The sequence below is a fragment of the Achromobacter sp. NCFB-sbj8-Ac1-l genome (genome assembly GCF_052695805.1).
Genome location: NZ_CP199812.1, coordinates 1,760,054 through 1,785,580 on the forward strand (window position 1 = coordinate 1,760,054; position 25,527 = coordinate 1,785,580).

Here is a 25,527-nt window from a genome sequence, read left to right on the forward strand (position 1 = left end):
GTGTCACTGCCACAACGCCTGGTCATTGCGACCCGCGCCAGCCGGCTTGCCCTGTGGCAAGCCGAGCATGTGCGCGATCGGCTGCGCACGCTGTACCCGGCGTGCGCGGTTGAACTTCTTACCCTGACGACCCGAGGCGACCAGATCCTCGACCGCACCCTGTCCAAGGTGGGCGGCAAGGGTCTGTTCGTCAAGGAACTCGAAAACGCGTTGCTCGACGGCCGTGCCGATCTGGCCGTGCACTGTCTGAAAGACATGCCGGTCGATCTGCTGGCGCCGTTCGAACTGTGCGCCGTGCTCGATCGCGCGGACCCGCGCGATGCCTTCGTCTCCAACCGCTACGCCCGGCTGGCCGACCTGCCGGCCGGTGCGGTGGTGGGTACGTCCAGCCTGCGCCGCGAATCCCAGATCCGTGCGCGCTATCCGCAACTGGTGGTCAAGCCGCTGCGGGGCAACCTCGACACGCGCCTGGGCAAGCTCGACCGCGGCGAATACGACGCCATCGTGCTGGCCGCGGCCGGCCTGAACCGGCTGAGCCTCACCGACCGCATCCGCTGCCTGCTCGATCCAGCCGATTGCCTGCCCGCAGCCGGGCAGGGCGCGCTGACCATCGAGATCCGCGATGATCGCGACGACCTGCGTGCCTGGCTGGCCCCGCTCAACGACGAGCAGGCCACGCTGTGCTCGCTGGCCGAACGCGCCGTGTCGCGGCGCCTGGGCGGTTCCTGTCAGGTGCCGCTGGCGGCCTACGCCGAAATCTCGGGCGACAGCCTGACCTTGCGCGGCCTGGTGGCATCGCCCGATGGCACGCGCATGCTGCGCGCTGAACGCACCGGCCCGTTGGCCCAGGCGCAGGCGATTGGCGAGGCGGTCGCCGCCGAGCTGTTCGATGCCGGCGCACAGGCCATTCTCGACGAGCTGCTGCACGACGCCGAACCCGACTGATGGGCAAGGCCGCCGCCGCTCAAGCGCTGCGCGTGGCCGTCCTGACGCGGCCTGCCGGCCGCAACGAGGCCCTGGCCGGCCGGCTGCAAGCCGCCGGCTGGACCGCTTTCATTCTGCCCGCGCTGGAAATCCATCCCTTGCCCGCGCCCGTCGCCAGCCTGCCCCGGCCGGCCGACTACGACATGGTCGTGTTCGTCAGCGGCAACGCGGCGCGGCAGTACCTGGACCAGTTGCGCCAGGCCGACGGCGCGGTAGCCTGGCCGGCGCACGTCGCCGCAGCGACGGTGGGCCCCGCCAGCGCGGCCGCGCTGTTCGAACTGCCCGGTTTTGGCGCGAATACAACAGTCCTGCATCCCGGCGAGCAGGCCGCCAGCCATGATTCCGAGGCCCTCTGGGACGTACTTTGCGGCCTGCCGCAGCTGCCGCGGCGCGTGCTGCTGGTGCGCGGCACCCAGGGCAGGGACTGGCTGGGCGATCAGTTGCAGGCGCATGGCGTTGCCGTGACACGTCATGCGGCCTACCAGCGCTGTCCGGCGCACTGGGACGCGAACCAGTTGGCCACCCTGCAACGCTGGGCCGCAGACGGTGTGACGCCCTGCTGGCTCATCACCAGCGGCGAGGGCGCCGATGCCGTGCGCGACGCCCTGCAGGCGGCCGGATTGGCCCCGTGGTGGGCCGACTGCGGCTTCGTGCTGACCCACCCCTCGCTGGCCCGCCGCGTGCCGCAGCCCGCGCCTGGCAGGGCTACGCAGGCAATGGTAAAAATCTGCTTGCCCAACGACGAGTCGATTTTCCAGGCTTTTGTTGCTGCTTGATTCGTTGCATCGGACGGACACCGAATACAATCGCGTCATGACAGACAAGACTCCCGCTACCGATCCGGCCGTTCACCCGGCCGCCCCGGGTGCCAGCGCGCCCGCATCGGCCCCGGCCGATTCCGTCAAGGCCCGTCCGGCCAAGCGCGGCAGTGGCCCGCTGGTCACCGCGCTCATCCTCGTCATCCTCCTGGCCGTCGGCCTGGGCTTTGCCCTGTGGAAGCAGCGCACCCAGTTCGTCGCCGCCGGACGCGAGGTCGCCACGCGCCTGGACACGCTCACCACCGATCTCGCGCAGGCCCGCAAGGACACCCGCGAAGCGCTGGCGCTGGCCCAAGCCCAGGCCGGCCGCCTGGGCGATCTTGAAGACACCGTCCGCGAAACCCAAAGCCAGTACAACGCCCTGCAACAGGCCTGGCAGAACTTCAACGACAGCGCCAGCGACGAGCTGCTGGCCAACGACGTCGAACGCCTTCTCACTATCGGCAGCCAGCAACTGCGCCTGGCGGGCAATGTGTCCAATGCCATCGTCGCGCTGGAAACCGCGCAATCGCGCCTGGCGCGTGCCGACCGTCCGCGTTTCTCCAGCCTGCAGCAGGCCATCAACGGCGACCTGGACCGCCTGCGCGCCGTTTCCACCGTCGACATCCCGGCGCAATCGGCCCGCATCGAGCGCCTGTCGGCGCTGGTCAGCAAGGCGCCCCTGCTGGTGCCGGACGCTGCCGCCCCCGGCATCGCCCCGGCCAGCGAAGCCCGTCCCGCCGCCCCGGCCCCGACCATCGATCCGCAGGCCGACCTGCCGGCCGACGCGCCCTGGTGGCAGCGCTGGCGCGCCGAAGTGGCCTCGTGGCCCGGCCGCGCCGGTTCCGCGCTGGCCCACGAACTGGGTGGCCTCATCACCATCCAGCGTGTCGACGAACCTGCCGCGCTGCTGCTGTCGCCCGAACAGGCCGACCAGGTGCGCGCCACGTTGCGCCAGCGCCTGCTCACCGTGCAACTGTCCATGCTGATGCGCCAGCCCGCCGTCTGGAAGAGCGAGCTCGACAACGTCGGCACCACGCTGGCCAAGTACTTCGACAATCGCTCCCCCGACACGGTCGCCGCGCAGACGCTGGCCCGCGAACTGGCGCAGACCGACATCGCGGTACGCATGCCCGATGTCTCGGATAGCCTGAACGCCATCGCCGCGTTGCGCGCCGCCGGCTTCAAGAACAGCGACCAGGACTAAGCCCATGCGTACCTGGTTCTGGACTCTGCTGCTTGCCGTCATCGCCGTCGCCCTGGCGGTGGTGCTGCGGTCCCATTCCGGCAACGTGTTGCTGCTGGTCTGGCCCTGGCGCATTTCCATGTCGCTCACGCTGGCCGTGCTGTTGATCGTGGCGGCGTTCGTGGTGCTTTACGTAGGCTTGCGGCTGCTGGCCTGGCTGCTGGCCATTCCCGACCGCGTGCGTGCGTGGCGCGGCAAGCGCGCCCAGGCACGCGACCACGAACTGCTCGAGCGCGGCTGGATCGGCCTGCTCGAAGGCCGCTACTCGCACGCCGAAAAAGACCTGACCAAGCTGCTCGAGCAGACCAAGGTGCAGACCCGCCGCGTGCTGGCCGCCTTGTCGGCTGCCCGTGCCGCGCATGGCCTGGGCGAATTCGACCGCCGCGACCGCCTGCTGGCCAACGCCCAGGAACAAGCCGGCACCGACCCCGGCCTGGTGGAAGCCACCGCCACCGTGTCGGCCGACATGCTGCTGGACCAGGGGCGCGCCGAGCGCGCGCTGGCCGTGCTGTCGCCGCTGGCCGATGGCGGCGCCCGCCACCTGCATACGATGCGCCTGCTGCTGCGCGCGCATACGGCCCTGGGCCACGATGAACAGGTCTTCACGCTGGCCCGCGGCCTCTTGCGCCGCAATGCCCTGGCCCGTACCGAAGGCGACCACCTGATCGACGCTGCCGGCGCTGCGCGCCTGCGCGCCGGAGCCGCCAGCGACGCCTGGCGCGCCATCTGGAAGGACCTGAAGGCCGAAGAGCGGCTGCTGCCCGAAATCGCGCTGGCCGGCGCCTCGGCTTTCGAGGCGGCGGGCGAGGCCAACGAGGCCGCCAAGGTGCTCGAAGCGGCCATCGCCGTGAAGTTCAACCCCGCGCTGGTAGCCGCTTACGCCCGCTGCGATGCCGAACAGGTTTCGCGGCGGCTGGCCAAGGCCGAAACCTGGCTGCAGCAACGCCCGACCGATCCCGACCTGCTGACCGCCCTGGGCATGCTGTGCCTGAACGGCCAGCTGTGGGGCCAGGCCGAACGCTACCTGTTGCGCAGCCTGTCGCGCCGCAGCGATGCCCAGACCCACGCGCTGCTGGGCAGCCTGTACGACCGCCTGGATCGCCCGGCCGACGCCGTGCGCCACTGGCGCCTGGCCACGGCCGCCAGCATGGCGCTGCCGGTGCTCGCCGCCGACGCGTCGCTGCCGGCCGCCGACATCGGTTCGGACCCTTACCGCGTCGACGCCGAAGGCGGTTACGCGGTGGGCCTGTCGGATGCCGACGCCGACATCGGCGGCGACTACCCGTCGCTGCCGCCCGCGGTGGCCGCCTCCGCCTCGGACTACGTGCTGGACCCGGACGCGCGCGCCAGCAAGGAACAGCAGGCCCGTGCGCTGGCACCGGAAGATGCGCCGGTGGCGGGCGGCACGTCCGACTTCGACGAGTATTTCGACAGCGCGCCGATCCCGGCCGCGGCTTTCGACAGCCCCGTACCCAGCTACTCGCCAGTGCCGCCCGCGGCGCCGGCGGTGCCCAAGCCCGCCGCGCCTGCCGCGCCGGTGCCGACCACCAAGCCGCCGTTCAAGGACGACGGTTCGCTTTGATCCCTTTTCAGTTCAGACCAACAAGGTTTAATCATGAGTCTTGATCGCGTGTCCCCCGGCAAGAAGCTGCCGGAAGACTTCAACGTCATCATCGAAATCCCCATGAACGCCGACCCGGTGAAGTACGAGGTCGACAAGGACACGGGCGCGATTTTCGTTGACCGCTTCATGCTGACCGCCATGCACTACCCGTGCAACTACGGCTACATCCCCCAGACCCTGTCCGAAGACGGCGACCCCGCCGACGTGCTGGTGCTGACGCCGTTCCCGATCCAGATCGGCGCCGTGGTGCGCTGCCGCGCCATCGGCGTGCTGGAAATGGACGACGAGTCGGGCGGTGACGCCAAGCTGCTGGCCGTGCCGATCGAAAAGCTGTACCCCCCGTACCGCAACATCAAGTCGTACGAAGACCTGCCGACCGAAGACGTGGCCCGTATCCAGCACTTCTTCGAGCACTACAAAGACCTGGAAAAGGGCAAGTGGGTCAAGGTCAAGGGCTGGAAGGGCGTCGACGCCGCCCACGAGGAAATCGTCAAGAGCGCAGAACGCTACAACAAGGCCTGATACTCAGGCTTTGCGCCGTGCCGGGCTTGCCCCGGCCGGCGCCTTCAGGCGGCGCGGCCGCGACGGCATGATGCCGATCGCCGCCGCGCCGTTGTTTTGCGGGCCCACCAGATTCTGCGAGACCTCGGCCGCCGCGGTCTGGATGCGCGCTTGCAGCAGTGCCAGGCGGTCGGGGGGCGTACGGGCCTGCGACGCAATGAACACCAGGCTGCCCACGACCTTCTGGTCAGGGCTGAAGATGGCCGAACCGATACCCATCAACCCCGGGTCGACCTCGCCGTGCGACACGCATACGCCGGCGGCGCGCAGCCGCTTCAGGTTGGCGCGAAACGCATCCCAGTCTTCGCCCAGCCCGGCCTCGCGAATTTCGGCAGCGTGCCACAGCATCAGGTTGCGCAACTGGTAGGGCGGCAGGTTGGCCAGGATGGGCTTGGCGGTCGCGCCGCGGAACATCGGGAACGGACGGCCGCGCGCATAGCTGGATTCGATCGAATGGTCGGTCCAGTAGCGGTCCACGCACATGACCTTGTCACCGTAATAGCTGCACAGCATCAGGTTGGCGTGCAGTTCGTCGCCGGTGGCGCGCATGACCTCGCGCGCCGCGCGCATCAGCGGGTCATGCTGGCGCAGGTGGCGATCCAGCTCGATGATGCGCGAGCCCAGCACATAGGCGCCCCCCGCGGTGGGCGCGAGCAGGCCGCTTTCGGTCAGTGACTTGAGATAGCGGTAGGCGGTGGCACGCGAGCACTCCAGATGCGCCATGACGTCCTCCTGGAAGGCGGCGGTGGTGTCGTCGCGGAAAAGATCGAGGATGGACAACATGCGATCGGGAGTGCTCATTGCTGCGGACGCGCCTAGTGAATGTGGAAGCCGCCGTTGACGTCGACCACGATGCCGGTTGAGTAGGAGGACAGGTCCGAGGCCAGAAACAGAATGGCCTGCGCGACTTCGGCGGGAGAGCCGAAGCGTTGCAGCGGAATGCCCTGTTTGAGTTCTTGTTCCCAATTTTCGCCGAATTTGCCCAGCGTCATGTCCGTTTCGATGATGCCCGGCGCCACGCAATTGGCCCGCACGCCGCGCGGGCCCAGTTCGCGCGCCAGCGCCTTGGTGAAACTGATCACGCCGCCTTTGGACGCGGCATAGTGCGAGCCGCCCAGCAGCCCGCCGCCGCGCAGCGCGGCGGTCGACCCCAAATTCACGATGGCGGGCCCGCGGTCGCTTTCCAGCAGTCGGGGCAGGGCGGCGTGGGTGACGTTGTAGGTGCCCGTCAGGTTCACGTCGATCATGCGGCGGAACTCGTCTTCGGCCAGGTCCCAGATGCGGGTGGCGGCGACGATGCCGGCGTTGTTCACCAGCACGTCGATGCCGCCCAGCGCCTGCGCGGCCCGCGCCACGGCCTGCTCGCAGGATGCGGCGCGCGACACGTCGCAGTGCAGATTGACGCGCCCGCCGGCCAAGGCCGCCTCGGCCTCGTCCGGGTAGGCGTGGTCCAGCACCGCGATCGTCGCGCCCTGCGCCAGGAATTGCGCGGCGATGGCCGCCCCGATCCCCCGGGGGTTGGCGCCCCCGGTGATCAGGGCCCGCTTGCCGGCCAGGAGTTGCAAAGCGCCTGGCGTCATGACTTCACCAGCGAGCAGCCGCCCTGGTTGAGCGGGCGGAATGCCTGTTCGGCGGGAATCTTGCGCACCAGCTTGTAGTAGTCCCAGTCGCGCTTGGATTCGGCAGGCTTTTTCACCTGGAACAGGTACAGGTCGCGCATCACGCGGCCATCTTCGCGGATGCGGCCGTTGTCGGTCATGAAGTCGTTGATCGGCGTCTCGTGCATCTTCTTGAGCACCGCTTCGGACCCATCGGTGCCGGCCGCCTTGATCGCGTTCAGGTAATGCATCGTGGCGCTGTAGTTGCTGGCCTGCACCATCGACGGCATGCGGCCGGTGCGCTTGAAATAGCGCTCGGACCACTGGCGCGCCTTGTCGTCCTGGTCCCAGTAGAACGGCTCGACCAGGTTCAAGCCCTGGGCGTATTCCAGTCCGACGCTGCGCACGTCGACGATGCTCATGAACAGGGCAGCCACGCGTTGCTTGCTGCCCATGATGCCGAATTCGAACGCCTGCTTGATGCTGTTGATGGTGTCGCCGCTGCCGTTGGCCAGGCCGATCACCTGCGCCTTGGACGCCTGGGCCTGCAGCAGGAACGACGAGAAGTCGGCGCTGGCGATGGGATGGCGCACGCTGCCGACCACCTGGCCGCCCTTGGCCTTGACCACCGCCATGGCGTCGCGTTCCAGCGAATGGCCGAAAGCGTAGTCGGACGTGATGAAGAACCAGCTCTTGCCGCCGTCTTCCATGACACCGTTGGCCACGCCCGTGGCGTAGGCGTAGGTGTCGTAGGTCCAGTGGATGCCGTTGGGCGAGCAGACCTTGCCGGTCAGGTCGGCCGAGCCGGCGCTGGTGAAGATCACGACGCGCTTCATCTGGCGTGTCAGGTCCTGCACCGCCAGGGCGATGGCGGAATTGGGCACGTCCAGGATCAGGTCGACCTTGTCGTTCTCGTACCAGCGGCGCGCGATGGACACGCCGATGTCCACCTTGTTCTGGTGGTCGGCGGACACGACTTCGATGGGCTTGCCCAGCACGCTGCCGCCGAAATCTTCGACGGCCATCTTCACGGCCTCGACGCCGAACTTGCCGGACAGGTCGGCCATCATGCCGGACTGGTCGCCCAGCACGCCGATCTTCACGACATCGTCCGACACCTGGGCGTGGGCCGACAGCGAAACCGCACCCAGCGCGCAGGCGGCCAGGCAAAGCTTGAAACGGGTCTTCATGGTTTGTCTCCTTGGGGGCTTATATCTTGTCGCGCGCCGCCCTGTGCCGGACGGTCGCGCGGGTGCGGCCGGTGCGGCGCCTATTCCAGCTTCTGGCCGGCGAAGGCGTCGATGAACAGATTGGGTTTGAGGAAGAAGCTCAGCACCAGCGCACCGTGCGGCGCGCGCGCCACGTGCTGGTTGCCGCGCGGCCGCCAGACGTAGTCGCCGGCGCGCACTTCGCCTTCGGCATCGACGATGGAGCCTTCCAGCACGTACGTCTGCTCGACCTCTACATGTTCGTGCAGCGGCAGTTCGGTGCCGGGTTGCCAGCGGAACAGGGCGGTCAGCAAGCCGGATTCCTTGTCCTGCATCAGCACCTTCATGTCGATGCCTTCCACCTGGGTGGGTTTCCAGGGCAATTCATCGACTTTCAGAAAGCGCGAGGCCAGGGGCGGCAGCGCATTGGCTGCCGGGCAGCCGGGGGTTTCGAGGGCCATGATGTCTCCTAGCCAGAACTCGTTATGGAAGATAAACGAAGAATCTTGTTATTGAGTGTTTAAAAATAGTCGCGTATATTGAGATTAATGTCAACGTCGTTTTGTACCAGGCAGCGCGACCAAGGCACAGGCCGGACCCAGAGATCCGGTGCATATAAATCAAGGAGACAAGCTTGAATCAGGACTATCTGGGCCAGACCTTCGGGCTGGCCGGGCGTACTGCGCTGGTGACGGGGGCCGCGCGCGGGTTGGGCTACGCGATCGCAGCCGGCTTGGGCCGGGCAGGGGCCCATGTGGTGATCAACGACCTGTCGCAGGCCGCCTGCGATGCGGCCTGCGCGCAACTGGCGCAGGCGGGCATCACGGCGCGCAGCGCCGTGTTCGACGTGGCCGACGGCGCCGCCGTGGCCCAGGCCGTGGCGCAACTGGAAGCCGAAGGCGTGCAGATCGACGTGCTGGTCAGCAACGCCGGCAACCAGAACCGCAAGCCGGTGGTCGAGATGACGCCGGCCGAATGGCAGGCCTTGCAGAACGTGCACGTCAACGGCGCGTTTCACTGTGCCCGGGCCGTTCTGCCCGCCATGGCTGCCCGCGGCTTCGGCCGCATCGTGCTGATGTCGTCCGTCGCCGGGCAGGCCACCATGCCCAACATCGCCGCCTACGCCACCGCCAAGGGCGCCATTGCCGCCTTCACCCGCGCGCTGGCCGTGGAATACGGCGCCAGCGGCATCACCTGCAATGCGTTGGCGCCGGGCTTCGTGCGCACCGACTTCACGCAAGGCTTGCAGGACAACCCCCAATTCCAGTCGTTCCTGGCGACCGCCGTGCCGACCGGGCGCTGGGCCGCGCCGGAAGATATCGCGCCGGCCGTGGTCTATCTGGCCTCGCCGGGCGCGTCCTTCGTCAATGGCCATGTGCTGGCGATCGACGGCGGCCTGTTGGCCCGCATGTAGGAGACGCACCATGAGCACCCAAGCGGTTCTGTCCGCCCAGGGGCTGGTCAAGCGGTTCGGCGGCTTCAATGCCGTCGACGGCGTGTCCCTGGCCCTGCGCGAAGGCTCCATTCATGCATTGATCGGCCCCAATGGCGCCGGCAAGACCACCTGCTTCAACCTGCTGACCAAGTTCCTCACCCCCGACCAGGGCGTGATCCACTACCGCGGCCGCGACATCACGGCGCTCGCGCCCGAGCAGATTGCGCGCCTGGGCATCGTGCGCTCGTTCCAGATCTCGGCCGTGTTCCTGGGGCTGACCGCGCTGCAGAACATGCGCGTGGCGCTGATGCGCCAGCATGGCGACGGCCTGCGCTTCTGGCGCAGCCGCCGCAGCGTCGACCGCCTGAACGACCAGGGCCTGGCCTTGCTCGACGCCGTGGGCCTGGGCGGCCTGGCGGACACCACCGCCGCCTTGCTGCCCTACGGACGCAAGCGGGCGCTGGAAATCGCCATGACGCTGGCGCTCGAACCCGAAGTGATGCTGCTGGACGAACCCATGGCGGGCCTGGGCCAGGAAGACGTGGCCCGCATCGCCGCGCTGATCCGCCGCGTGTCGGCCAATCGCAGCATCCTGATGGTCGAACACAACCTGTCGGTGGTGGCGGATCTGTCCGACACCATCACGGTGCTCGCGCGCGGCGCGGTGCTGGCGCAGGGCGACTATGCCGCGGTCTCGCGCGACGAGCGCGTCATCACCGCCTACATGGGCTCGGACGAGGGGGAGGCCTGATGCTGTCGATCAAAGACCTCAACGCCTGGTATGGCGAATCGCACGTGCTGCACGGCGTGGATATCGACGTGCAGCGCGGCGAACTCGTCACCATCCTGGGCCGCAACGGCGCCGGCAAGACCACGTTGCTGCGTGCCGTCATGGGCATCCTGGACAAGCGCCGCGGCTCGATCCGTTTGAACGGCCAGGAAACGGTGGGCATGGCGCCGCATCGCATCCCGCGGCTGGGCGTGGTGTATTGCCCGGAAGAACGGGCGGTGTTCCGCAGCCTGAACGTGACCGAGAACCTGATGCTGCCGCCGCGCCTGGCCGACGGCGGCATGTCGCTCGATGAAATCTACACCCTGTTTCCCAACCTGCGCGAACGCAGCGCCAGTTCCGGCGGCAACCTGTCCGGCGGCGAGCAGCAGATGCTGGCGATCGCCCGCATCCTGCGCACCGGGGCCCAACTGATCCTCCTGGATGAACCCACCGAGGGCCTGGCCCCGGTGATCGTGCAGCAGATCGGGCTGGCCATCCGCACGCTCAAGGAACGCGGTTTCACCATCGTGCTGGTCGAGCAGAATTTCCGCTTCGCCACCAAGGTGGCCGACCGCCACTACGTGATGGAGCATGGCTGCGTGGTCGACCAGTTGTCGGCGCAAGAGGCGCGCAACGATCCTGCCCGGATCGCGCGCCGCCTGGGTGTCTGAGGGGGAGAATCCTGTGTTCGAAATATTCGGCGTGCCGTCCACGGCACTATTCGGCCAGCTCCTGCTTGGCCTGATCAACGGCTCTTTCTACGCCTTGCTCTCGATCGGGCTGGCGGTGATTTTCGGCCTGTTGAACATCATCAACTTCGCCCATGGCGCGCAGTACACCGCAGGCGCGTTCCTGGCCTGGATGCTGCTGAACTACCTGGGCGTGAACTACTGGGCCGCGCTGGTGCTGGTGCCACTCATCATGGCGGCGTTCGCCATCGTGGTGGAACGCGTGCTGATTTCCCGCACCTATCGTATGGACCACTTGTACGGGCTGTTGCTGACCTTCGGCCTGGCGCTGCTGATCGAAGGCGGCCTGCGGCAGGCCTACGGGGTATCCGGCCTGCCCTACACCATCCCGAAGGCGCTGTCGGGCGGCGTCAACCTGGGCTTCATGTTCCTGCCCTGGTATCGCGGCTGGGCGGTGGTGGTGTCGCTGGTGCTGTGCCTGGCGGTGTGGGTGCTGATCGAAAAGACCCGGGTGGGCGCCATGCTGCGCGCGGCTACCGAGAACCCGACCATCGTGCGCTCGTTCGGCATCAACGTGCCGCTGCTCATCACCCTGACCTACGCGTTGGGCGTGGCGCTGGCATCGGTGGCGGGGGTGATCGCCGCCCCCATCTACCAGGTCAGCCCGATGATGGGGTCGAACCTGGTGGTAGTGGTCTTCGCGGTGGTGGTGATCGGCGGCATGGGGTCCATCATGGGGGCCATCATCAGCGGCTTCGGGCTGGGCATCATCGAAGGGCTGACCAAGGTGTTCTACCCGGAAGCGGCCAACCTGGCGATTTTCATCATCATGGTGCTGGTGCTGCTGTGCAAGCCCGCGGGCCTGTTCGGCAAGCCCTTGCAGGTGCAGAACGTGCTGGCCGCCGAGGCCACCCGCCAGCCCGTGCAGCTGAGTCGCCGCGCCATGCGCCTGTGCATGGCGGTGCTGGCGGTGGTGGCGCTGGCCGCGCCCTGGTTCGTCTACCCGACGTTCCTGATGAAGGTGCTGTGCTTTGCCCTGTTCGCCGCCGCCTTCAATCTGCTGGTGGGCTATGTGGGGCTCCTGTCGTTCGGCCATGCGGCCTTCTTCGGCGCGGCGGCGTATGCGACCGGCATCGTCATGAAGCTGCTGGGCGCCACGCCCGAACTGGGTCTGTTGGCCGGGGTGCTGACTGGCGGCCTGCTGGGGCTGGCCTTCGGCGCCATCGCCATCCGCCGCCAGGGCATCTACTTCGCGATGATCACGCTGGCCTTGTCGCAACTGGTGTACTTCATCGCGGTGCAGGCGGGCTTCACGGGGGGCGAAGATGGCTTGCAAAGCGTGCCGCGCGGCAAGCTGTTCGGCCTGATCGACCTGGAAGGCGTGATGCCCATGTATTACTTCACGCTGGCCGTCTTCGCGCTGGGCTACGCCTTCGTGCTGCGGGTGCTGAATTCCCCCTTCGGCGAGGTCATCCGATCGGTGCGCGACAACGAGCAGCGCGCCCGCTCGCTGGGCTATTCCACGTCGCGCTACAAGCTGCTGGCGTTCACGTTGTCGGCCTCGGTGGCGGGGCTGGCGGGGGGGCTGAAGGTGCTGGTGTTCGGCGTGGCATCGCTGACCGACGTGCACTGGCATGCCAACGGCGAAGTGGTGTTGATGGCGCTGCTGGGCGGCATCGGCACCGTGTTCGGCCCGCTGGCAGGCGCCTTCACCTTCGTATCGTTGCAGAATTACCTGGCACCGCTGGGGTCCTGGGTGCTGATCGTCCAGGGCGCGATCTTCGTGCTGTGCGTCCTGCTGCTGCGCGACGGCATCATGGGCCTGGTGTCCCGGGCCTGGCTGGCCGTGTTCCCTGCGAAAAAGGAAACCTGATGTTCTTGCATATCGTGATGCTTCAATTGTCGGGCGCCGCCGATGCGCGCTTCCACGCCCACGTGCAGGCCTACTGCGACCGCATCCTGGCCGAATGCGATGGGGTGGCGGGCTATGCCTTCCGTCCCAACCAGGCCAGCCGGTCCGATGGCCTGACCCATGCCGTCGTGGCGACGTTTGCGGATGCCGCCGCCCACGACCGCTACCAGGTCTCGCCCGCCCACCAGGAAATGAAGGCCTACATGGCCGGCTTCATCGAGCGGCTGGTGGTGTTTGACGGCGAAATCCCTACAATTTCCTGAAACCCGCGCCCCAAGGCCGAATCGCCGCCTTTCCGGGCTGGCCGACCCCCGTCCCCCCGGAAAGGGATAAACTCGCGGATGATTTTTGGCCACCGGGCTGCCTCACTCGTCATAGGTTGATCGATCATGGACTACGTATTGCCCCCCCAGCCGCAAACCGCGGTTCCCGTAGCCGGCAGCGCCGCGCTGTTTCCCGTGCGCCGCGTCTACTGCGTCGGCCGCAACTACGCCGAGCACGCCAAGGAAATGGGCTTCACCGGCCGTGAAGACCCCTTCTTCTTCTGCAAGCCCGCCGACGCGGTACTGAGCGTGGCCGATGGCGAAACCGGCAAGATGCCGTACCCGCCCAAGACCTCCAACCTGCACTACGAAATGGAACTGGTCGTGGTGCTGGGCAAGGGCGGCCGCGACATCCCGGTCGAAGAGGCCAACGAATGCGTCTGGGGCTACGCCCTGGGCCTGGACATGACCCGCCGCGACCTGCAAGGCGAAATGAAGAAGCAGGGCCGCCCCTGGGAAGTGGGCAAGGCCTTCGACCTGTCGGCCCCGCTGGGCCCGATCCACCCGCGCAGCGTGGTCGGCACCCTGGACAAGGGCGCGATCTGGCTCGACGTGAACGGCCAGCGCAAGCAGGCCAGCGACATCTCCCAGATGATCTGGAACGTGCCGGAAAGCATTGCGTACCTGTCGACGCTGTTTGAACTGCAACCGGGCGACATCATCTTCACGGGTACCCCGGAAGGCGTGGGCGCCGTGGTGCAGGGCGATGTCATCACCGGCGGCGTGGAAGGCCTGGGCGAACTGCGCGTCCAAATCGTTTAAAGTACAGCCCGGATTCGTTTCGTCACTTCAGGAGCGCCAGCATGCGCAGCAAGATCGTGCTGACCGCCTTCGTCGTGTTCGGCTTCGTGCTCGCCGGTTGCAATACCGTCGCGGGCATGGGTAAAGACATGTCGCGGGCCGGCAACGCCATCACCAACGCCGCGGACAAGTAATCGTCCGCCGCGGGCATAAAAAACCCCTTGATCGCTCAAGGGGTTTTTCTTTTGGGGCATCTAGCCCACGACAGTGGGCGTAGCGTGGGGGCTACAACACATCCCCGGCGTAGTCCGCCAGGCGTGAACGCTCGCCCCGCTGCAACGTGACGTGGCCCGAATGCGGCCAGCCCTTGAAGCGGTCGACCACGAACGTCAGGCCCGAACTGCCTTCGGTCAGGTAGGGCGTATCGATCTGGGCGATGTTGCCCAGGCAGATCACCTTGGTGCCGGGGCCGGCGCGGGTCACCAGCGTCTTCATCTGCTTGGGTGTCAGGTTCTGGGCCTCGTCGATGATCAGGTACTTGTTCAGGAAGGTCCGGCCGCGCATGAAGTTCAGGGACTTGACCTTGATGCGCGAACGGATCAGGTCCATGGTCGCGGCGCGCCCCCAGTCCCCGTTGCCTTCGCCTTCACCCATGTTCAGGACGTCCAGGTTGTCTTCCAGGGCGCCCATCCAGGGAAGCATCTTCTCTTCCTCGGTGCCGGGCAGGAAGCCGATGTCTTCACCGACGGGCACCGTGACGCGGGTCATGATGATCTCGGTGTAGCGCTTGGTCTCCAGCACCTGCGTGATGCCCGCGGCCAGCGCCAGCAGCGTCTTGCCCGTGCCTGCCTGGCCCAGCAGCGACACGAAGTCGCATTCCGGGTTCATCAGCAGGTTCATCGCGAAGTTCTGTTCGCGGTTGCGCGCCGTGATGCCCCAGACATTGTTCTTGCCGTGGGTGTAATCGCGCAGCGTCGCCAGCACCGCCATCTTGCCGCTGACCTCGCGCACCTGGGCATACAGGGGCATCTGGCCTTCGAAATAGACGAACTGGTTGACCACGAACTGCGAACACAGCGGGCCATGGATGCGGTAGAACGTGGTGCCGCCCTGTTGCCAGGATTCGACGTCCTTGCCGTGTTTGTTCCAGAAGTCTTCGGGCAGCTGCATCACGCCCGAATACATCAGGTCCGAGTCTTCCAGGACATGGTCGTTGAAGTAGTCTTCGGCGGCCATGCCCAGCGCACGGGCCTTCAGGCGCATGTTGATGTCTTTCGACACCAGGACGACTTCGCGCTGGGGGTATTTTTCCTGCAGGGCCCGCACCACGCCCAGGATCTGGTTGTCGGCCTTGCCCATGGGCAGGTCCGAGGGCAGGGTGCTGTGGATGGCGGTGGTCTGGAACAGCAGGCGGCCGGTGGCGTCCTTGTTGCCCAGCTTGGCCAGTTCCAGCCCTTCGTCCAGCTGGGTCGTGTCCTGCACCAGGGCGTCGAGCGACCGGCTGACCTGGCGGGCATTGCGCGCCACTTCCGACATGCCCTTTTTCTGGTGGTCCAGTTCTTCGAGCGTCATCATCGGCAGGAAGATGTCGTGCTCTTCGAAGCGGAACAGCGAACTGGGGTCGTGCAGCAGCACGTTGGTATCCAGCACGAACAGCTTGCGCGGCTCGTTCTGGGCTCGGGCCTTGCCACGCTTGGCCGGCGCTGCGGCAGTCTTGGGCGGGCGGGTTTCAGCCCGCGGCGCCGGGGTGGCGGGCGCCGGCGGGGGCACCTGGCGGGCGGGCGCGGGAATCTGCGCCTTGCGGGCCGGCGCGGTCATGCCGTCGAGTTCAGGCTGCATCAGCAGCTCGTCTTCGTCGTCCTCGGCCAAGGCGGCCTGGGTGTTGGACCGCGCAGCGGCAGTCTTGGGGGTGCGGGCCTGCGCCCGGGCGGTTTCGCCCGAGGGGAAGGTCAGGATGGCTGCGGGGCGGGTAGGCAACTTCGGAAGCGGCATATGCGTCACTCTCCAGTATGGGCCGGCTATAGCGCCTGACGGGTATTCCTGTGCACGGCTAACCGATGCTTTTTGCGGCCTGCAGGACTTCCTTGGCGTGGTTCGGGACCTTCACCCCGCGCCACTCCTGCACCAGCACGCCATAGGCATCGATCAAAAAGGTGCTGCGCTCGATGCCGCGCACCTGCTTGCCGTACATGTTCTTCTGCTTGATGACGCCGTACAGATTGCACACGGTTTCGTCGGCGTCGGAGATGAGAGGGAAAGGAAGCTCGTACTTGGCCTTGAAATTCTCGTGCGATTTCAGGGAATCGCGCGAGATCCCGACCACCACGGCGCTGGCCGACAGGAAGTCGGCATGCAGGTCGCGGAAATCCTGGCTTTCGGTGGTGCAGCCAGGGGTGTTGTCCTTGGGGTAAAAGTACAGAATCACGGCGCGGCCCTGGCATTGCTCAAGGCTGATCGGGCCAATGGTGCTTTCAGCGGTGAACAGCGGGGCGGGTTTGCCTATGATCGGCATCATGTCTGGGGATCTCCGTTGGGGGGGATGAGGGCGACGACGACGCGTCGGCCCTCCGCCATCAGGATGTTGTAGGTGCGAGAGGCGGCGTGGGTGTCCATGATTTCCACGCCGATGCCCGCCGCCAACAGGGGACGCAGCACTTCGGGACGCAGGAACTGTTGCCGGCCGCCGGTGCCCACCAGCAGCACTTCGGGCGCATTGGCCGGGCGGCTGGGGGTGGCTTCGGGTTCGTCCAGGAAAGCCAGCGGGTCGCGGACGGGCTCGGACAATCCGGCCGCCTGACGCAAGAGGGTGGGGGTGATGTCGGCCGGCGACTCTACGGGCCAATGGGTAACTTCGCCTTCGGGGCCAAAAGCGACCGAGGAGGAAAAACGTACCTGGTTGACCTCGATATAGCCGTCACCATAGGCGGTGACGGTGTTCAGAGCGGCCGTCGCAGGATCGGTATGCAGCTTCAATAAATACTCCGGCTTTATGCCTCCGATAATAGCGCATGAACCGGGCGTTATGTTGCAGTGTGTCCACTCGGGAAATGGGGCCTTTTCAGCCCCATTTGCCGCCTAGGCGTCCTTGCGCTAGATTACAGGGTTTTGTTGCGCTGCAATCGTTTGCTGGCGCGGCTTTTGAGCCCTTTTCCCCTTCGCGCCTTCGCGCCCTGGTTTTTTGCCCCTTCGCCCCTAAGGATTCCCATCATGAGGAAGTTCTCTCGCATTGAGCGTTTGCCCCCGTACGTTTTCAACATTACCGGCGAGCTCAAGATGGCGGCCCGTCGGCGCGGCGAGGACATCATCGACATGTCGATGGGCAATCCCGATGGCGCGACCCCCAAGCACATCGTGGACAAGATGGTCGAAGCCACCATGCGTCCGACCACCCATGGCTACTCGGTGTCCAAGGGCATCCCGCGCCTGCGCAAGGCCATCTGTGACTGGTACCAGCGCCGCTACGCCGTCGAGTTCGACCCCGATTCCGAAGCCATCGTCACCATCGGCTCCAAGGAAGGCCTGGCCCACCTGATGCTGGCCACGCTGGACCGCGGCGACACCGTGCTGGTGCCCAACCCCAGCTACCCCATCCATATCTATGGCGCCGTCATTGCCGGCGCCAACATCCGCTCGGTGCGCATGACGCCGGGCGTGGACTTCTTCGAAGAGCTCGAACGCGCCGTGCGCGAGTCGATCCCGAAGCCCAAGATGATGGTGCTGGGCTTTCCCAGCAACCCCACGGCCCAGTGCGTGGACCTGTCGTTCTTCGAACGCGTGGTGGCGCTGGCCAAGGAACACGATATCCTGGTGGTGCACGACCTGGCCTACGCCGACATCACCTTCGACGGCTATGTCGCCCCCTCGATCATGCAGGTGCCCGGCGCGCGCGATGTCGCGGTCGAGTTCTTCACCATGAGCAAGAGCTACAACATGGCGGGCTGGCGCATCGGCTACATGGTCGGCAACCGCGAGCTGGTCGGCGCGCTGGCGCGCATCAAGAGCTATCACGACTACGGTACGTTCACGCCGATCCAGGTGGCTTCCATCGCCGCCCTGGATGGCCCGCAGGATTGCGTGAACGAAATCGTGGCGCAGTACCAAAGCCGCCGCGACGTGCTCGCGCGCGGTCTGCATGAAGCAGGTTGGAATGTGGAAATTCCCAAGGCGTCCATGTACATCTGGGCGCAGATCCCCGAACCCTACAGGGCGATGGGCTCTTTGGAATTTGCCAAACGCGTCCTGTCGGATGCGAAAGTGGCCGTGTCCCCCGGGATCGGCTTTGGCGAATATGGCGACGAATACGTACGCTTCGCGCTTATCGAAAACGAGCAGCGCACCCGCCAGGCGGTGCGCGGCATCAAGGATATGTTCCGCAAGGACGGTTTGCTCAAATAGGGCTCCCCCCGTAGCGCTGCGCGCTTCCCCCCAGGGGGCATGCTGGCGGACCGGCTGAGCCGGATCCGCGGCATCCCGATCGGGGCCGAGCCTGTTGGCCGCACTTGTTTCTTGCGTGAGCAGTTTGGAGAAATGAAATGAATTCCCCCCAACGGCCGCCCGCAGAGGGCGCCGCGATGAATCCCATGAAAGTGGGCCTGCTCGGTCTGGGCGTGGTCGGCGGTGGCACGTGGACCGTGCTGTCGCGCAATGCGGAAGAGATCGCGCGCCGCGCGGGTCGTCGCATCGAAGTCACCCGCGCCGCCGTGCGCGACGTGCAGAAGGCGCGCGCCCGCGTCGGCGACGCGCTGCGTGTCGATACCGATGTGCACGCGCTGGTGCGCGATCCCGACATCGACATCGTCGTCGAACTGATCGGCGGCGACACCCTGGCGCTCGAGCTGGTGCTCGAGGCCATCGCCAACGGCAAGCACGTGGTCACGGCCAACAAGGCCTTGCTGGCCAAGCACGGCAACGAGATCTTCGCCGCGGCGTCCGAGCGCGGCGTGATGGTGGCGTTCGAGGCCGCGGTGGCCGGCGGCATCCCCATCATCAAGGCCATCCGCGAAGGCCTGACCGCCAACCGCATCCAGTGGGTCGCCGGCATCATCAACGGCACCACCAACTTCATCCTGTCCGAAATGCGCTCGCGGGGACTGCCGTTCGCCGACGTGCTGGCCGAAGCCCAGCGCCTGGGCTACGCCGAAGCCGACCCCACGTTCGACGTCGAAGGCGTGGACGCGGCCCACAAGCTGACCCTGCTGGCCTCGCTGGCCTTTGGCGTGCCGGTGCAGTTCGACCGTGCCTACATCGAAGGCATCTCGCAGCTGGCCGCCGAAGACATCGAGCACGCCGAACGCCTGGGCTACCGCATCAAGCTGCTGGGCATCACCAAGCGCCGCGCCGATGGCATCGAGCTGCGCGTGCACCCGGCGCTGGTGCCGGCCGAGCGCCTGCTGGCCAATGTCGAAGGCGCGATGAACGCCGTGCTGGTCAAGGGCGACGCCGTCGGCCCCACGCTGTACTACGGCCAAGGCGCGGGCGAAGAACCCACCGCCTCGGCCGTCGTGGCCGACCTGGTCGACGTGACCCGCCTGCACACGGCCGATCCGGGCAACCGCGTGCCGCACCTGGCCTTCCAGCCGGATGCCATGTCCGACACGCCGATCCTGTCGATCGAACAGGTCAGCACGTCTTACTACCTGCGCCTGCGCGTGGACGACCAGCCGGGCGTGCTGGCCGACATCGCCCGCATCCTGGCCGACCGCTCGATCTCGATCGGGTCGATGATCCAGCAGCCCTCGCACATCGGCGGCGCGGACATCATTTTCCTGACGCACGAGGCAGTGGAAGGCAACGTCAATCAAGCCATCGAGCGCATCGAGGCCTTGCCGTTCGTGCGGTCCAAGGTCACCCGCCTGCGCGTGGAGCATTTGGCATGAGATATCCCCACCCCCGAAGCGCCTGCGGCGCTTCCCCCTCAAGGGGGCGCCGACTGCGGCCCGGCAAAGCCGGCTCCGCGCGGCCAGGCTCGGAAAGGGTGGCGTGCCTTGTGGAGTCAATGATATGAAATACATTTCCACCAGAGGGGGCATGGTCCCCCAGCCGTTCTCCGACATCCTGCTTGAAGGGCTGGCGCCGGATGGCGGCCTGGCCGTGCCGGAGCAACTGCCCCAGATCTCGGCGGAAACGCTCGAGTCCTGGCGCGGCCTGCCGTATGCCGACCTGGCGTTCGAGGTCCTGTCGCGCTTTGCCACCGACATCCCGGCCGACGACCTGCGCGGCCTGACGCGCGCCGCCTATACGTCGCAGATCTTCAATAGCGAAGACATCGTCCCGCTGCGTCCGCTGGACAACGGCCTGTCGCTGCTGGGACTGTCCGAAGGGCCGACCCTGGCCTTCAAGGATATGGCCATGCAGTTCCTGGGCCAGGTGTTCGAATACGTGCTGACCCGGCGCGGCACCACGCTCAACATCGTGGGCGCCACCTCGGGCGACACCGGCTCTGCCGCCGAATACGCCTTGCGCGGCAAGCGCGGTGTGGCGGTGTTCATGCTGTCGCCGCACGGCCGCATGAGCGCGTTCCAGCGCGCCCAGATGTATTCGCTGCAAGACGAGAACATCCACAACATCGCCGTGCGCGGCGTGTTCGACGAAGCCCAGGACATCGTCAAGGCGCTGGCCGGCGATCTGGCGTTCAAGTCCAGGTACCGCCTGGGCGCCGTCAATTCCATCAACTGGGCACGCATCGCCGCCCAGGTGGTGTACTACTTCCACGGCTGGTTGCGTGCCACCGACAAGCCGGGCCAGCAGGTCTCGTTTGCAGTGCCCTCGGGCAACTTCGGCAACATCCTGTCCGGTCATATCGCCCGCAGCATGGGCCTGCCCGTGCGCCGCCTGGTGCTGGCCACCAACGAGAACAACGTGCTGGAAGAATTCTTCCGCACCGGCATCTACCGTCCGCGTCCGGCCGAGCAGACCTACGCCACGTCCAGCCCGTCGATGGACATCTCGCGCGCGTCGAACTTCGAACGCTTTGTCTTCGACCTGGTCGGCCGCGATGCCGCCCGCGTCAAGGCGCTGTGGTCCGACCTGGCGCGCGATGGCCACTTCGACCTGTCGGCGCTGAAGCCCCAGTTCGAGGAACGCTACGGTTTCGTGTCCGGCGCCAGCTCGCACGAAGACCGCCTGGCGACGATCCGCTCGTTGTACGACCAGACCGGCGTGCTGGTGGATCCGCACACTGCCGATGGCGTCAAGGTCGCCCGCGATCACGTCGAACCCGGCGTGCCGATGCTGGTGCTCGAAACCGCCTTGCCGGCCAAGTTCTCGGAAACCATCGAGGCCGCCCTGGGCCGTCCGGCCACGCCGCCGGGCAACCTGGCCAACCTGGAATCCCTGCCGCAACGCGTCGAAGTGATGGACTGCGATGCCGCCGCCGTGCGCCGCTACATCGAGGCCCACGCCAAGGTGTAAAGGCTGCTTGCGTATGTATTGGGTTGCAACCCCTCGCCGGTGTGAGCCGCGAGGGGTTTTTTACGTTCTCACGCACTTTGGCCACAACCCGTCACTTATTGCGCGCCATCATCCGATACAGTGAATCCACCATTCACACTCGGAGAACACGCCCATGAACCTGAAGACCATGACGTTGGCCCTGGTGGTGACCGGAGTTGGGGTGCTGGCCGGATGCTCGTCGCCCTCGGTCATTCAGCAACGGGACGGGAGCTCGACCGTCACCCCGGATGCGCCCACTTACGACAAAAAGTCGGGTATGTACGAGTACGACAAGGACGGCAAGAAGGTCCAGATCAACAAGGACGACGTGAAGTCCATCGAAGAAGTGAAGTAAGCGCGGCAAGCGGCGCGGAAACTGCCGCGGCACGATTTGCTTCGCAAGAAAAAGCCCAGGCCTAGGCCTGGGCTTTTGCATGGGCACCGCGTGAGCGCGAGGCTTACTTGGCCGCTGCCGCGGCCTCGGCGTGATAACGGCCCACGCGTTCGACTTCGTTCTTCGAACCCAGGATGACGCTCACGCGCTGGTGCAGCGTGTCGGGCTGGATGTCCATGATGCGCTGTGCGCCGTTGATCGCGGCGCCGCCGGCCTGCTCGACCAGGAAGCTCATGGGGTTGGCCTCGTACATCAGGCGCAGCTTGCCGGCCTTGCCGGGTTCGCGGGCGTCCCAGGGGTACATGAAGATACCGCCACGGGTCAGGATGCGATGCACGTCCGCCACCATCGAGGCGATCCAGCGCATGTTGTAGTCCTTGCCCAGGGGGCCGGTAGTGCCGGCCAGGCAATCGTCGACATAGCGTTTGACCGGGGCGGCCCAGTGACGCATGTTCGACATGTTGATCGCGAATTCCTTGGTGTCTACCGGCACCTGGATGTTCTCGTGGGTCAGCACCCACGAGCCCATTTCGCGATCCAGCGTGAAGCCCACCACCCCGTTGCCGATGGTCAGCACCAGCATGGTCTGCGGGCCATACACGGCGTAGCCGGCCACGACCTGCTTGTTGCCCGGCTGCAGGAAGTCGGCTTCGCAGACGGGGGCGCCGGACACGTTGTGCGGCGCCTGCAGCACCGAGAAGATGGTGCCGATCGAGACGTTCACGTCGATGTTCGACGAGCCATCCAGGGGATCGAACAGCAGCAGGTATTCGCCCTTGGGGTAGCGGTTCGGGATGAGGTGGATGGTTTCCATCTCTTCCGAGGCCATGGCCGCCAGGTGGCCGCCCCATTCGTTGGCTTCCAGCAGGATCTCGTTGGACAGCACGTCCAGCTTCTTCTGGACTTCGCCCTGCACGTTCTCGCTTTCGAGGCTGCCCAGGACGCCGCCCAGGGCGCCTTTGCTGACCGCGTGGCTGATCGCCTTGCAGGCGCGCGCGACGACCTCGATGAGCAGCCGTACTTCGGGGGCCAGGGCCTGGGCCGAGCGTTGCTGCTCGACCAAGTATTGGGTAAGTGTTTTACGTTTCAAGAGGTTCTCCCTATGCTGCGAATTCTAATGCCTTGGATACGATTTCCTGGACGTTGCGCGACAGCCCCTCGTGCCCCCGCACCTGCTGCAGGGCCGCTTGCATGGGGGTACGCAAGGCCGGCACGAAGCGCGACCAGTTGTCCAGCGCGCGCGCCAGGCGGGCGGCGATTTCCGGGTTGAGGGCGTCCAGCGCCAGCACCTGTTCGGCCCAGAAGGCGTAGCCTGTGCCGTCGGGGTGGTGCATGCCGCGGGCGTTGTTCAGGCAGAACTGGAACACCAGCGCCCGTGCGCGGTTGGGGTTGCGCAGCGTGAACGCCGGGTGTTTCATCAGTTCGCGCGCGGTCTGCACGGTGGTATAGCGCGCCGCCGCCTGCAAGGCGAACCATTTGTCCACGACCAGTGCGTTGTCCTGCCACTTGTCGTAGAACGCGGCCAGCGCCTGCTGCGGGAATTCGCCCTGGCCATAGTTGATCAGGGCGGACAGCGCGGCCATGCTGTCGGTCATGTTGCCGGCGTGCTCGTACTGTTGTTCGGCCAGCCGCTGCGCTTCGTGTTCGCCCGCGGCCATCAGGTGGCTGAGCGCCAGGTTCTTCAGGGCGCGCTTGCCGGCCGGTACCGGGGCAGGGCTGTATTCGCCCGGCGTCTGGTTGTCGTCGAAGGCCTGGCGGAACTCCTTGGCCAATTGACGGCCCAGTTCGGCGCGCAGGAAATCGCGGGCCACGGCCAGGGCGGGTGGGTCCACGGCGTGCATGCGTTCGGCCAACGTCTTTTCCGACGGCAGCGCCAGGGCGCGGGCTCGGTAGGCGGCGTCCAGGCTCGGGTCGGTCAAGAGCGCGCGCCAGGCGTCGATGAAGGCGGGGTCTGCGTGCAGCGTGCGGCCAGCCTGGCGGGCCTCGGCCAGGCTCAGGATCTGGCGCGTGGCCAATTCCTGGCCCGCTTCCCAGCGCGCGAACGGGTTGCTGTCGTGAGCCGACAGCAGCGCCAGTTCGGCGTCGGTCCAGTCGTAGTCGACGATCACGGGGGCCGAGAAATCGCGTAGCAGCGACGGCACGGGCAAGGCGTCCATGCCGTCGAAGTGCCATTGCTGGCGCTGGGTGGTCAGCTCGAGCAGCGCGGTGTCCGTGGTTGCGCCTTCGTGGCGCAGGGGCAGGGCGCGACCATCGCGGTCCAGCAGGCCAATGGCGAACGGGATGTGGTACGGCGCCTTGACGAAACCGGCGGGGGCTTTCTTTTCGACGCCGACCGGCTGGCATTCCTGCGACAACGTCACCGTGACGCGGCGCGCGGCGGGGTCGTGCTCGAGTTTGACCGTCACGCGCGGCGTGCCGGCCTGACGGTACCAGTTGCGGAACACGGCAAGGTCGCGTCCCGGATGTTGGCGCACATAGACCGATTCCATGGCGGCGACGAAATCATCGCAGGTCACGGCCTGGCCGTCGTGGCGGCGAAAGTACTCGTCCATGCCGGCGCGGAAACCGGCTTCGCCCAGCAGCGTATGCTGCATGCGGATGACTTCGGCGCCTTTCTCGTACACCGTGGCCGTATAGAAATTGCCGATTTCCTGGTAGCTGTCGGGACGGATCGGGTGGGCCATGGGGCCCGCGTCTTCGGGAAACTGCGCGGCGCGCAGCGTGACCACGTCGTCGATGCGTTTCACGGCGCGGGCGCTGGCGGCGGCCGCCTCGTCCATGTCCTGCGCCATCATGTCGGCGCTGAATTCCTGGTCGCGGAACACGGTCAGGCCTTCTTTCAGGCTGAGCTGGAACCAGTCGCGGCAGGTGACGCGGTTGCCGGTCCAGTTATGGAAGTATTCGTGGCCGATGACCGATTCGATGCCTTCGTAGTTGGCGTCCGTGGCCGTATCGGCGTCGGCCAGCACATAGGCGGCATTGAAAATGTTCAAGCCCTTGTTTTCCATGGCGCCCATATTGAAATCATGGACGGCCACCACCATGAAGCGGTCAAGGTCCAGTTCCAGGCCAAAACGGGTTTCGTCCCAGCGCAGCGCGCGCACCAGGGAATCCAATGCCCATTCGGTCTTGGTTTCGGAACCCGGGTCGCTGTAGACCTGCAGCAGCACGTCGCGGCCGCTGGCCGTTTTGACCGTGGTTTCGCGGTGCGTCAGGTTGCCCGCCACCAGGGCAAACAAATAGCAGGGCTTGGGAAACGGGTCTTCCCATTCGACTTCGTTGCGGCCGTCGGGCAATTGGCGTGATGCGACCAGATTGCCGTTGGACAGCAGCACGGGGTAGGCCGGCGCGGCGCGCAAGGTCACACGGTAGCGTGACATGACGTCCGGGCGGTCGGCAAACCAGGTAATACGGCGAAAGCCCTCGGCCTCGCATTGGGTGAAGAAATTGCCGCCCGACACATACAGGCCCATCAGGGTCGAATTGGCGGCCGGTTTGCAGCGGCTGACGATTTCAACGGAGGCGTCGGCGGGCAGGCCATACAGCGCCAGGCTGTGTTCGGACTGATGGTAGCGGTCGGCGGCCAGCGGTTGGCCGTCGACGGCGACCGAGACCAGTTCCAGGTCTTCGCCGTCCAGCACCAGCGCGGCGTCGGCGCTGGCGTCAGCCTTGCGCTGCACCTGCATGACGCAGCGCACTTCGGTGGCGTCAGGGGCCAGGTCGAAGGCCAGCGCGACATGGGGAATATCGTACGGGTAGGGCTGGTAATCCTTGCGGTATACGGTAACGGGCGTGTCTGTGCGCATGGGATT

The 25,527-nt window shown here is 66.3% G+C and carries 25 protein-coding genes; 16 read left to right on the forward strand and 9 right to left on the reverse strand.

The features are described from left to right. The 5 genes from hemC to ppa are packed head-to-tail and all read left to right on the forward strand — an operon-like array spanning nt 1 to nt 5,173. The gene (hemC, locus tag ACUDP5_RS08085) at nt 1-945 is read left to right on the forward strand and encodes a hydroxymethylbilane synthase (protein WP_445658509.1); all 945 of its coding nucleotides are present in this window, start codon (nt 1-3) and stop codon (nt 943-945) included. Beyond that, nucleotides 945-1,760, forward strand: a complete 816-nt coding sequence (locus ACUDP5_RS08090; RefSeq protein WP_445658510.1) for a uroporphyrinogen-III synthase — start codon at nt 945-947, stop codon at nt 1,758-1,760. The genes hemC and ACUDP5_RS08090 overlap by 1 nt, the downstream gene beginning before the upstream one ends. A 37-nt stretch (nt 1,761-1,797) precedes the next feature. After that, nucleotides 1,798-2,988 (forward strand): uroporphyrinogen-III C-methyltransferase, encoded by a 1,191-nt coding sequence (locus tag ACUDP5_RS08095; protein WP_263915036.1) that lies wholly within the window; start codon nt 1,798-1,800, stop codon nt 2,986-2,988. Nucleotides 2,989-2,992: 4 nt separating this feature from the next. Further along, complete coding sequence (locus ACUDP5_RS08100) at nt 2,993-4,609, forward strand: heme biosynthesis HemY N-terminal domain-containing protein (protein ID WP_263915037.1); 1,617 nt, start codon at nt 2,993-2,995, stop codon at nt 4,607-4,609. 33 nt (nt 4,610-4,642) lie between these two features. Further along, nucleotides 4,643-5,173, forward strand: coding sequence for an inorganic diphosphatase (gene ppa / locus ACUDP5_RS08105; protein WP_025140302.1), 531 nt, complete (start codon nt 4,643-4,645; stop codon nt 5,171-5,173). Between the two features lie 3 nt (nt 5,174-5,176). Here ppa and ACUDP5_RS08110 read toward each other — a convergent pair whose 3' ends face one another. The 4 genes from ACUDP5_RS08110 to ACUDP5_RS08125 form a co-directional block, all read right to left on the reverse strand. Further along, the gene (locus tag ACUDP5_RS08110) at nt 5,177-6,013 is read right to left on the reverse strand and encodes an IclR family transcriptional regulator (RefSeq protein WP_445658511.1); all 837 of its coding nucleotides are present in this window, start codon (nt 6,011-6,013) and stop codon (nt 5,177-5,179) included. Between the two features lie 14 nt (nt 6,014-6,027). Then, on the reverse strand, nt 6,028-6,792 hold the full coding sequence (locus ACUDP5_RS08115; RefSeq protein ID WP_263915039.1) for an SDR family NAD(P)-dependent oxidoreductase: 765 nt from the start codon (nt 6,790-6,792) through the stop codon (nt 6,028-6,030). Next, on the reverse strand, nt 6,789-8,000 hold the full coding sequence (locus ACUDP5_RS08120; protein ID WP_445658512.1) for an ABC transporter substrate-binding protein: 1,212 nt from the start codon (nt 7,998-8,000) through the stop codon (nt 6,789-6,791). Before ACUDP5_RS08120 ends, ACUDP5_RS08115 begins: the two co-directional genes overlap by 4 nt. A gap of 80 nt (nt 8,001-8,080) precedes the next feature. Beyond that, nucleotides 8,081-8,479: a cupin domain-containing protein gene (locus ACUDP5_RS08125; protein ID WP_175193951.1), complete on the reverse strand. Its 399-nt coding sequence runs from the start codon at nt 8,477-8,479 to the stop codon at nt 8,081-8,083. Between the two features lie 173 nt (nt 8,480-8,652). On the opposite strand from ACUDP5_RS08125, the gene ACUDP5_RS08130 reads away from it, so the two are divergent. The 7 genes from ACUDP5_RS08130 to ACUDP5_RS08160 all read left to right on the forward strand — a co-directional run bounded on the left by ACUDP5_RS08130 (nt 8,653) and on the right by ACUDP5_RS08160 (nt 14,084). Continuing rightward, entirely contained in the window at nt 8,653-9,432 is a 780-nt protein-coding gene (locus tag ACUDP5_RS08130) for an SDR family oxidoreductase (protein ID WP_263915041.1), read from the forward strand. Nucleotides 9,433-9,442: 10 nt separating this feature from the next. Continuing rightward, entirely contained in the window at nt 9,443-10,204 is a 762-nt protein-coding gene (locus tag ACUDP5_RS08135; RefSeq protein WP_263915042.1) for an ABC transporter ATP-binding protein, read from the forward strand. Then, nucleotides 10,204-10,896, forward strand: a complete 693-nt coding sequence (locus ACUDP5_RS08140) for an ABC transporter ATP-binding protein (protein ID WP_263915043.1) — start codon at nt 10,204-10,206, stop codon at nt 10,894-10,896. Before ACUDP5_RS08135 ends, ACUDP5_RS08140 begins: the two co-directional genes overlap by 1 nt. Before the next feature lie 13 nt (nt 10,897-10,909). Continuing rightward, nucleotides 10,910-12,787 carry an ABC transporter permease gene (locus ACUDP5_RS08145; protein WP_263915044.1) on the forward strand — a complete coding sequence of 626 codons (1,878 nt, stop codon included), beginning with the start codon at nt 10,910-10,912 and terminating at the stop codon, nt 12,785-12,787. After that, nucleotides 12,787-13,089, forward strand: coding sequence for a Dabb family protein (locus ACUDP5_RS08150; RefSeq protein ID WP_263915045.1), 303 nt, complete (start codon nt 12,787-12,789; stop codon nt 13,087-13,089). Before ACUDP5_RS08145 ends, ACUDP5_RS08150 begins: the two co-directional genes overlap by 1 nt. A 126-nt stretch (nt 13,090-13,215) precedes the next feature. Further along, complete coding sequence (locus ACUDP5_RS08155) at nt 13,216-13,911, forward strand: fumarylacetoacetate hydrolase family protein (protein ID WP_175193956.1); 696 nt, start codon at nt 13,216-13,218, stop codon at nt 13,909-13,911. A 41-nt stretch (nt 13,912-13,952) separates the two neighbouring features. Beyond that, nucleotides 13,953-14,084 (forward strand): entericidin A/B family lipoprotein, encoded by a 132-nt coding sequence (locus ACUDP5_RS08160; RefSeq protein ID WP_006388428.1) that lies wholly within the window; start codon nt 13,953-13,955, stop codon nt 14,082-14,084. Between the two features lie 91 nt (nt 14,085-14,175). Here the strand turns inward: ACUDP5_RS08160 and ACUDP5_RS08165 are convergent, their stop codons facing one another. The 3 genes from ACUDP5_RS08165 to ACUDP5_RS08175 are packed head-to-tail and all read right to left on the reverse strand — an operon-like array spanning nt 14,176 to nt 16,863. Then, nucleotides 14,176-15,882 carry a PhoH family protein gene (locus ACUDP5_RS08165; protein ID WP_445658513.1) on the reverse strand — a complete coding sequence of 569 codons (1,707 nt, stop codon included), beginning with the start codon at nt 15,880-15,882 and terminating at the stop codon, nt 14,176-14,178. Between the two features lie 58 nt (nt 15,883-15,940). Beyond that, entirely contained in the window at nt 15,941-16,405 is a 465-nt protein-coding gene (locus ACUDP5_RS08170; protein WP_025140314.1) for a peroxiredoxin, read from the reverse strand. Continuing rightward, the gene (locus ACUDP5_RS08175; RefSeq protein WP_263915047.1) at nt 16,402-16,863 is read right to left on the reverse strand and encodes an Mth938-like domain-containing protein; all 462 of its coding nucleotides are present in this window, start codon (nt 16,861-16,863) and stop codon (nt 16,402-16,404) included. Before ACUDP5_RS08175 ends, ACUDP5_RS08170 begins: the two co-directional genes overlap by 4 nt. A 234-nt stretch (nt 16,864-17,097) precedes the next feature. On the opposite strand from ACUDP5_RS08175, the gene alaC reads away from it, so the two are divergent. From alaC to ACUDP5_RS08195, 4 genes are all read left to right on the forward strand, one after another. Then, a complete protein-coding gene (alaC, locus tag ACUDP5_RS08180; protein ID WP_025140316.1) occupies nt 17,098-18,285 on the forward strand; it encodes an alanine transaminase in 1,188 nt (395 codons plus the stop codon). 176 nt (nt 18,286-18,461) lie between these two features. After that, nucleotides 18,462-19,766, forward strand: a complete 1,305-nt coding sequence (locus ACUDP5_RS08185) for a homoserine dehydrogenase (protein ID WP_263915057.1) — start codon at nt 18,462-18,464, stop codon at nt 19,764-19,766. A gap of 124 nt (nt 19,767-19,890) precedes the next feature. Beyond that, complete coding sequence (gene thrC / locus ACUDP5_RS08190; protein ID WP_263915048.1) at nt 19,891-21,300, forward strand: threonine synthase; 1,410 nt, start codon at nt 19,891-19,893, stop codon at nt 21,298-21,300. Between the two features lie 154 nt (nt 21,301-21,454). Continuing rightward, on the forward strand, nt 21,455-21,676 hold the full coding sequence (locus tag ACUDP5_RS08195; protein WP_263915049.1) for a YgdI/YgdR family lipoprotein: 222 nt from the start codon (nt 21,455-21,457) through the stop codon (nt 21,674-21,676). Nucleotides 21,677-21,779: 103 nt separating this feature from the next. On the opposite strand, the gene ACUDP5_RS08200 is transcribed toward ACUDP5_RS08195, so the two are convergent. Beyond that, entirely contained in the window at nt 21,780-22,805 is a 1,026-nt protein-coding gene (locus ACUDP5_RS08200) for a class 1 fructose-bisphosphatase (protein ID WP_445658514.1), read from the reverse strand. A 10-nt stretch (nt 22,806-22,815) separates the two neighbouring features. Next, nucleotides 22,816-25,521: an aminopeptidase N gene (gene pepN, locus ACUDP5_RS08205; protein WP_445658515.1), complete on the reverse strand. Its 2,706-nt coding sequence runs from the start codon at nt 25,519-25,521 to the stop codon at nt 22,816-22,818. Between the last annotated feature and the right edge of the window lie 6 nt (nt 25,522-25,527).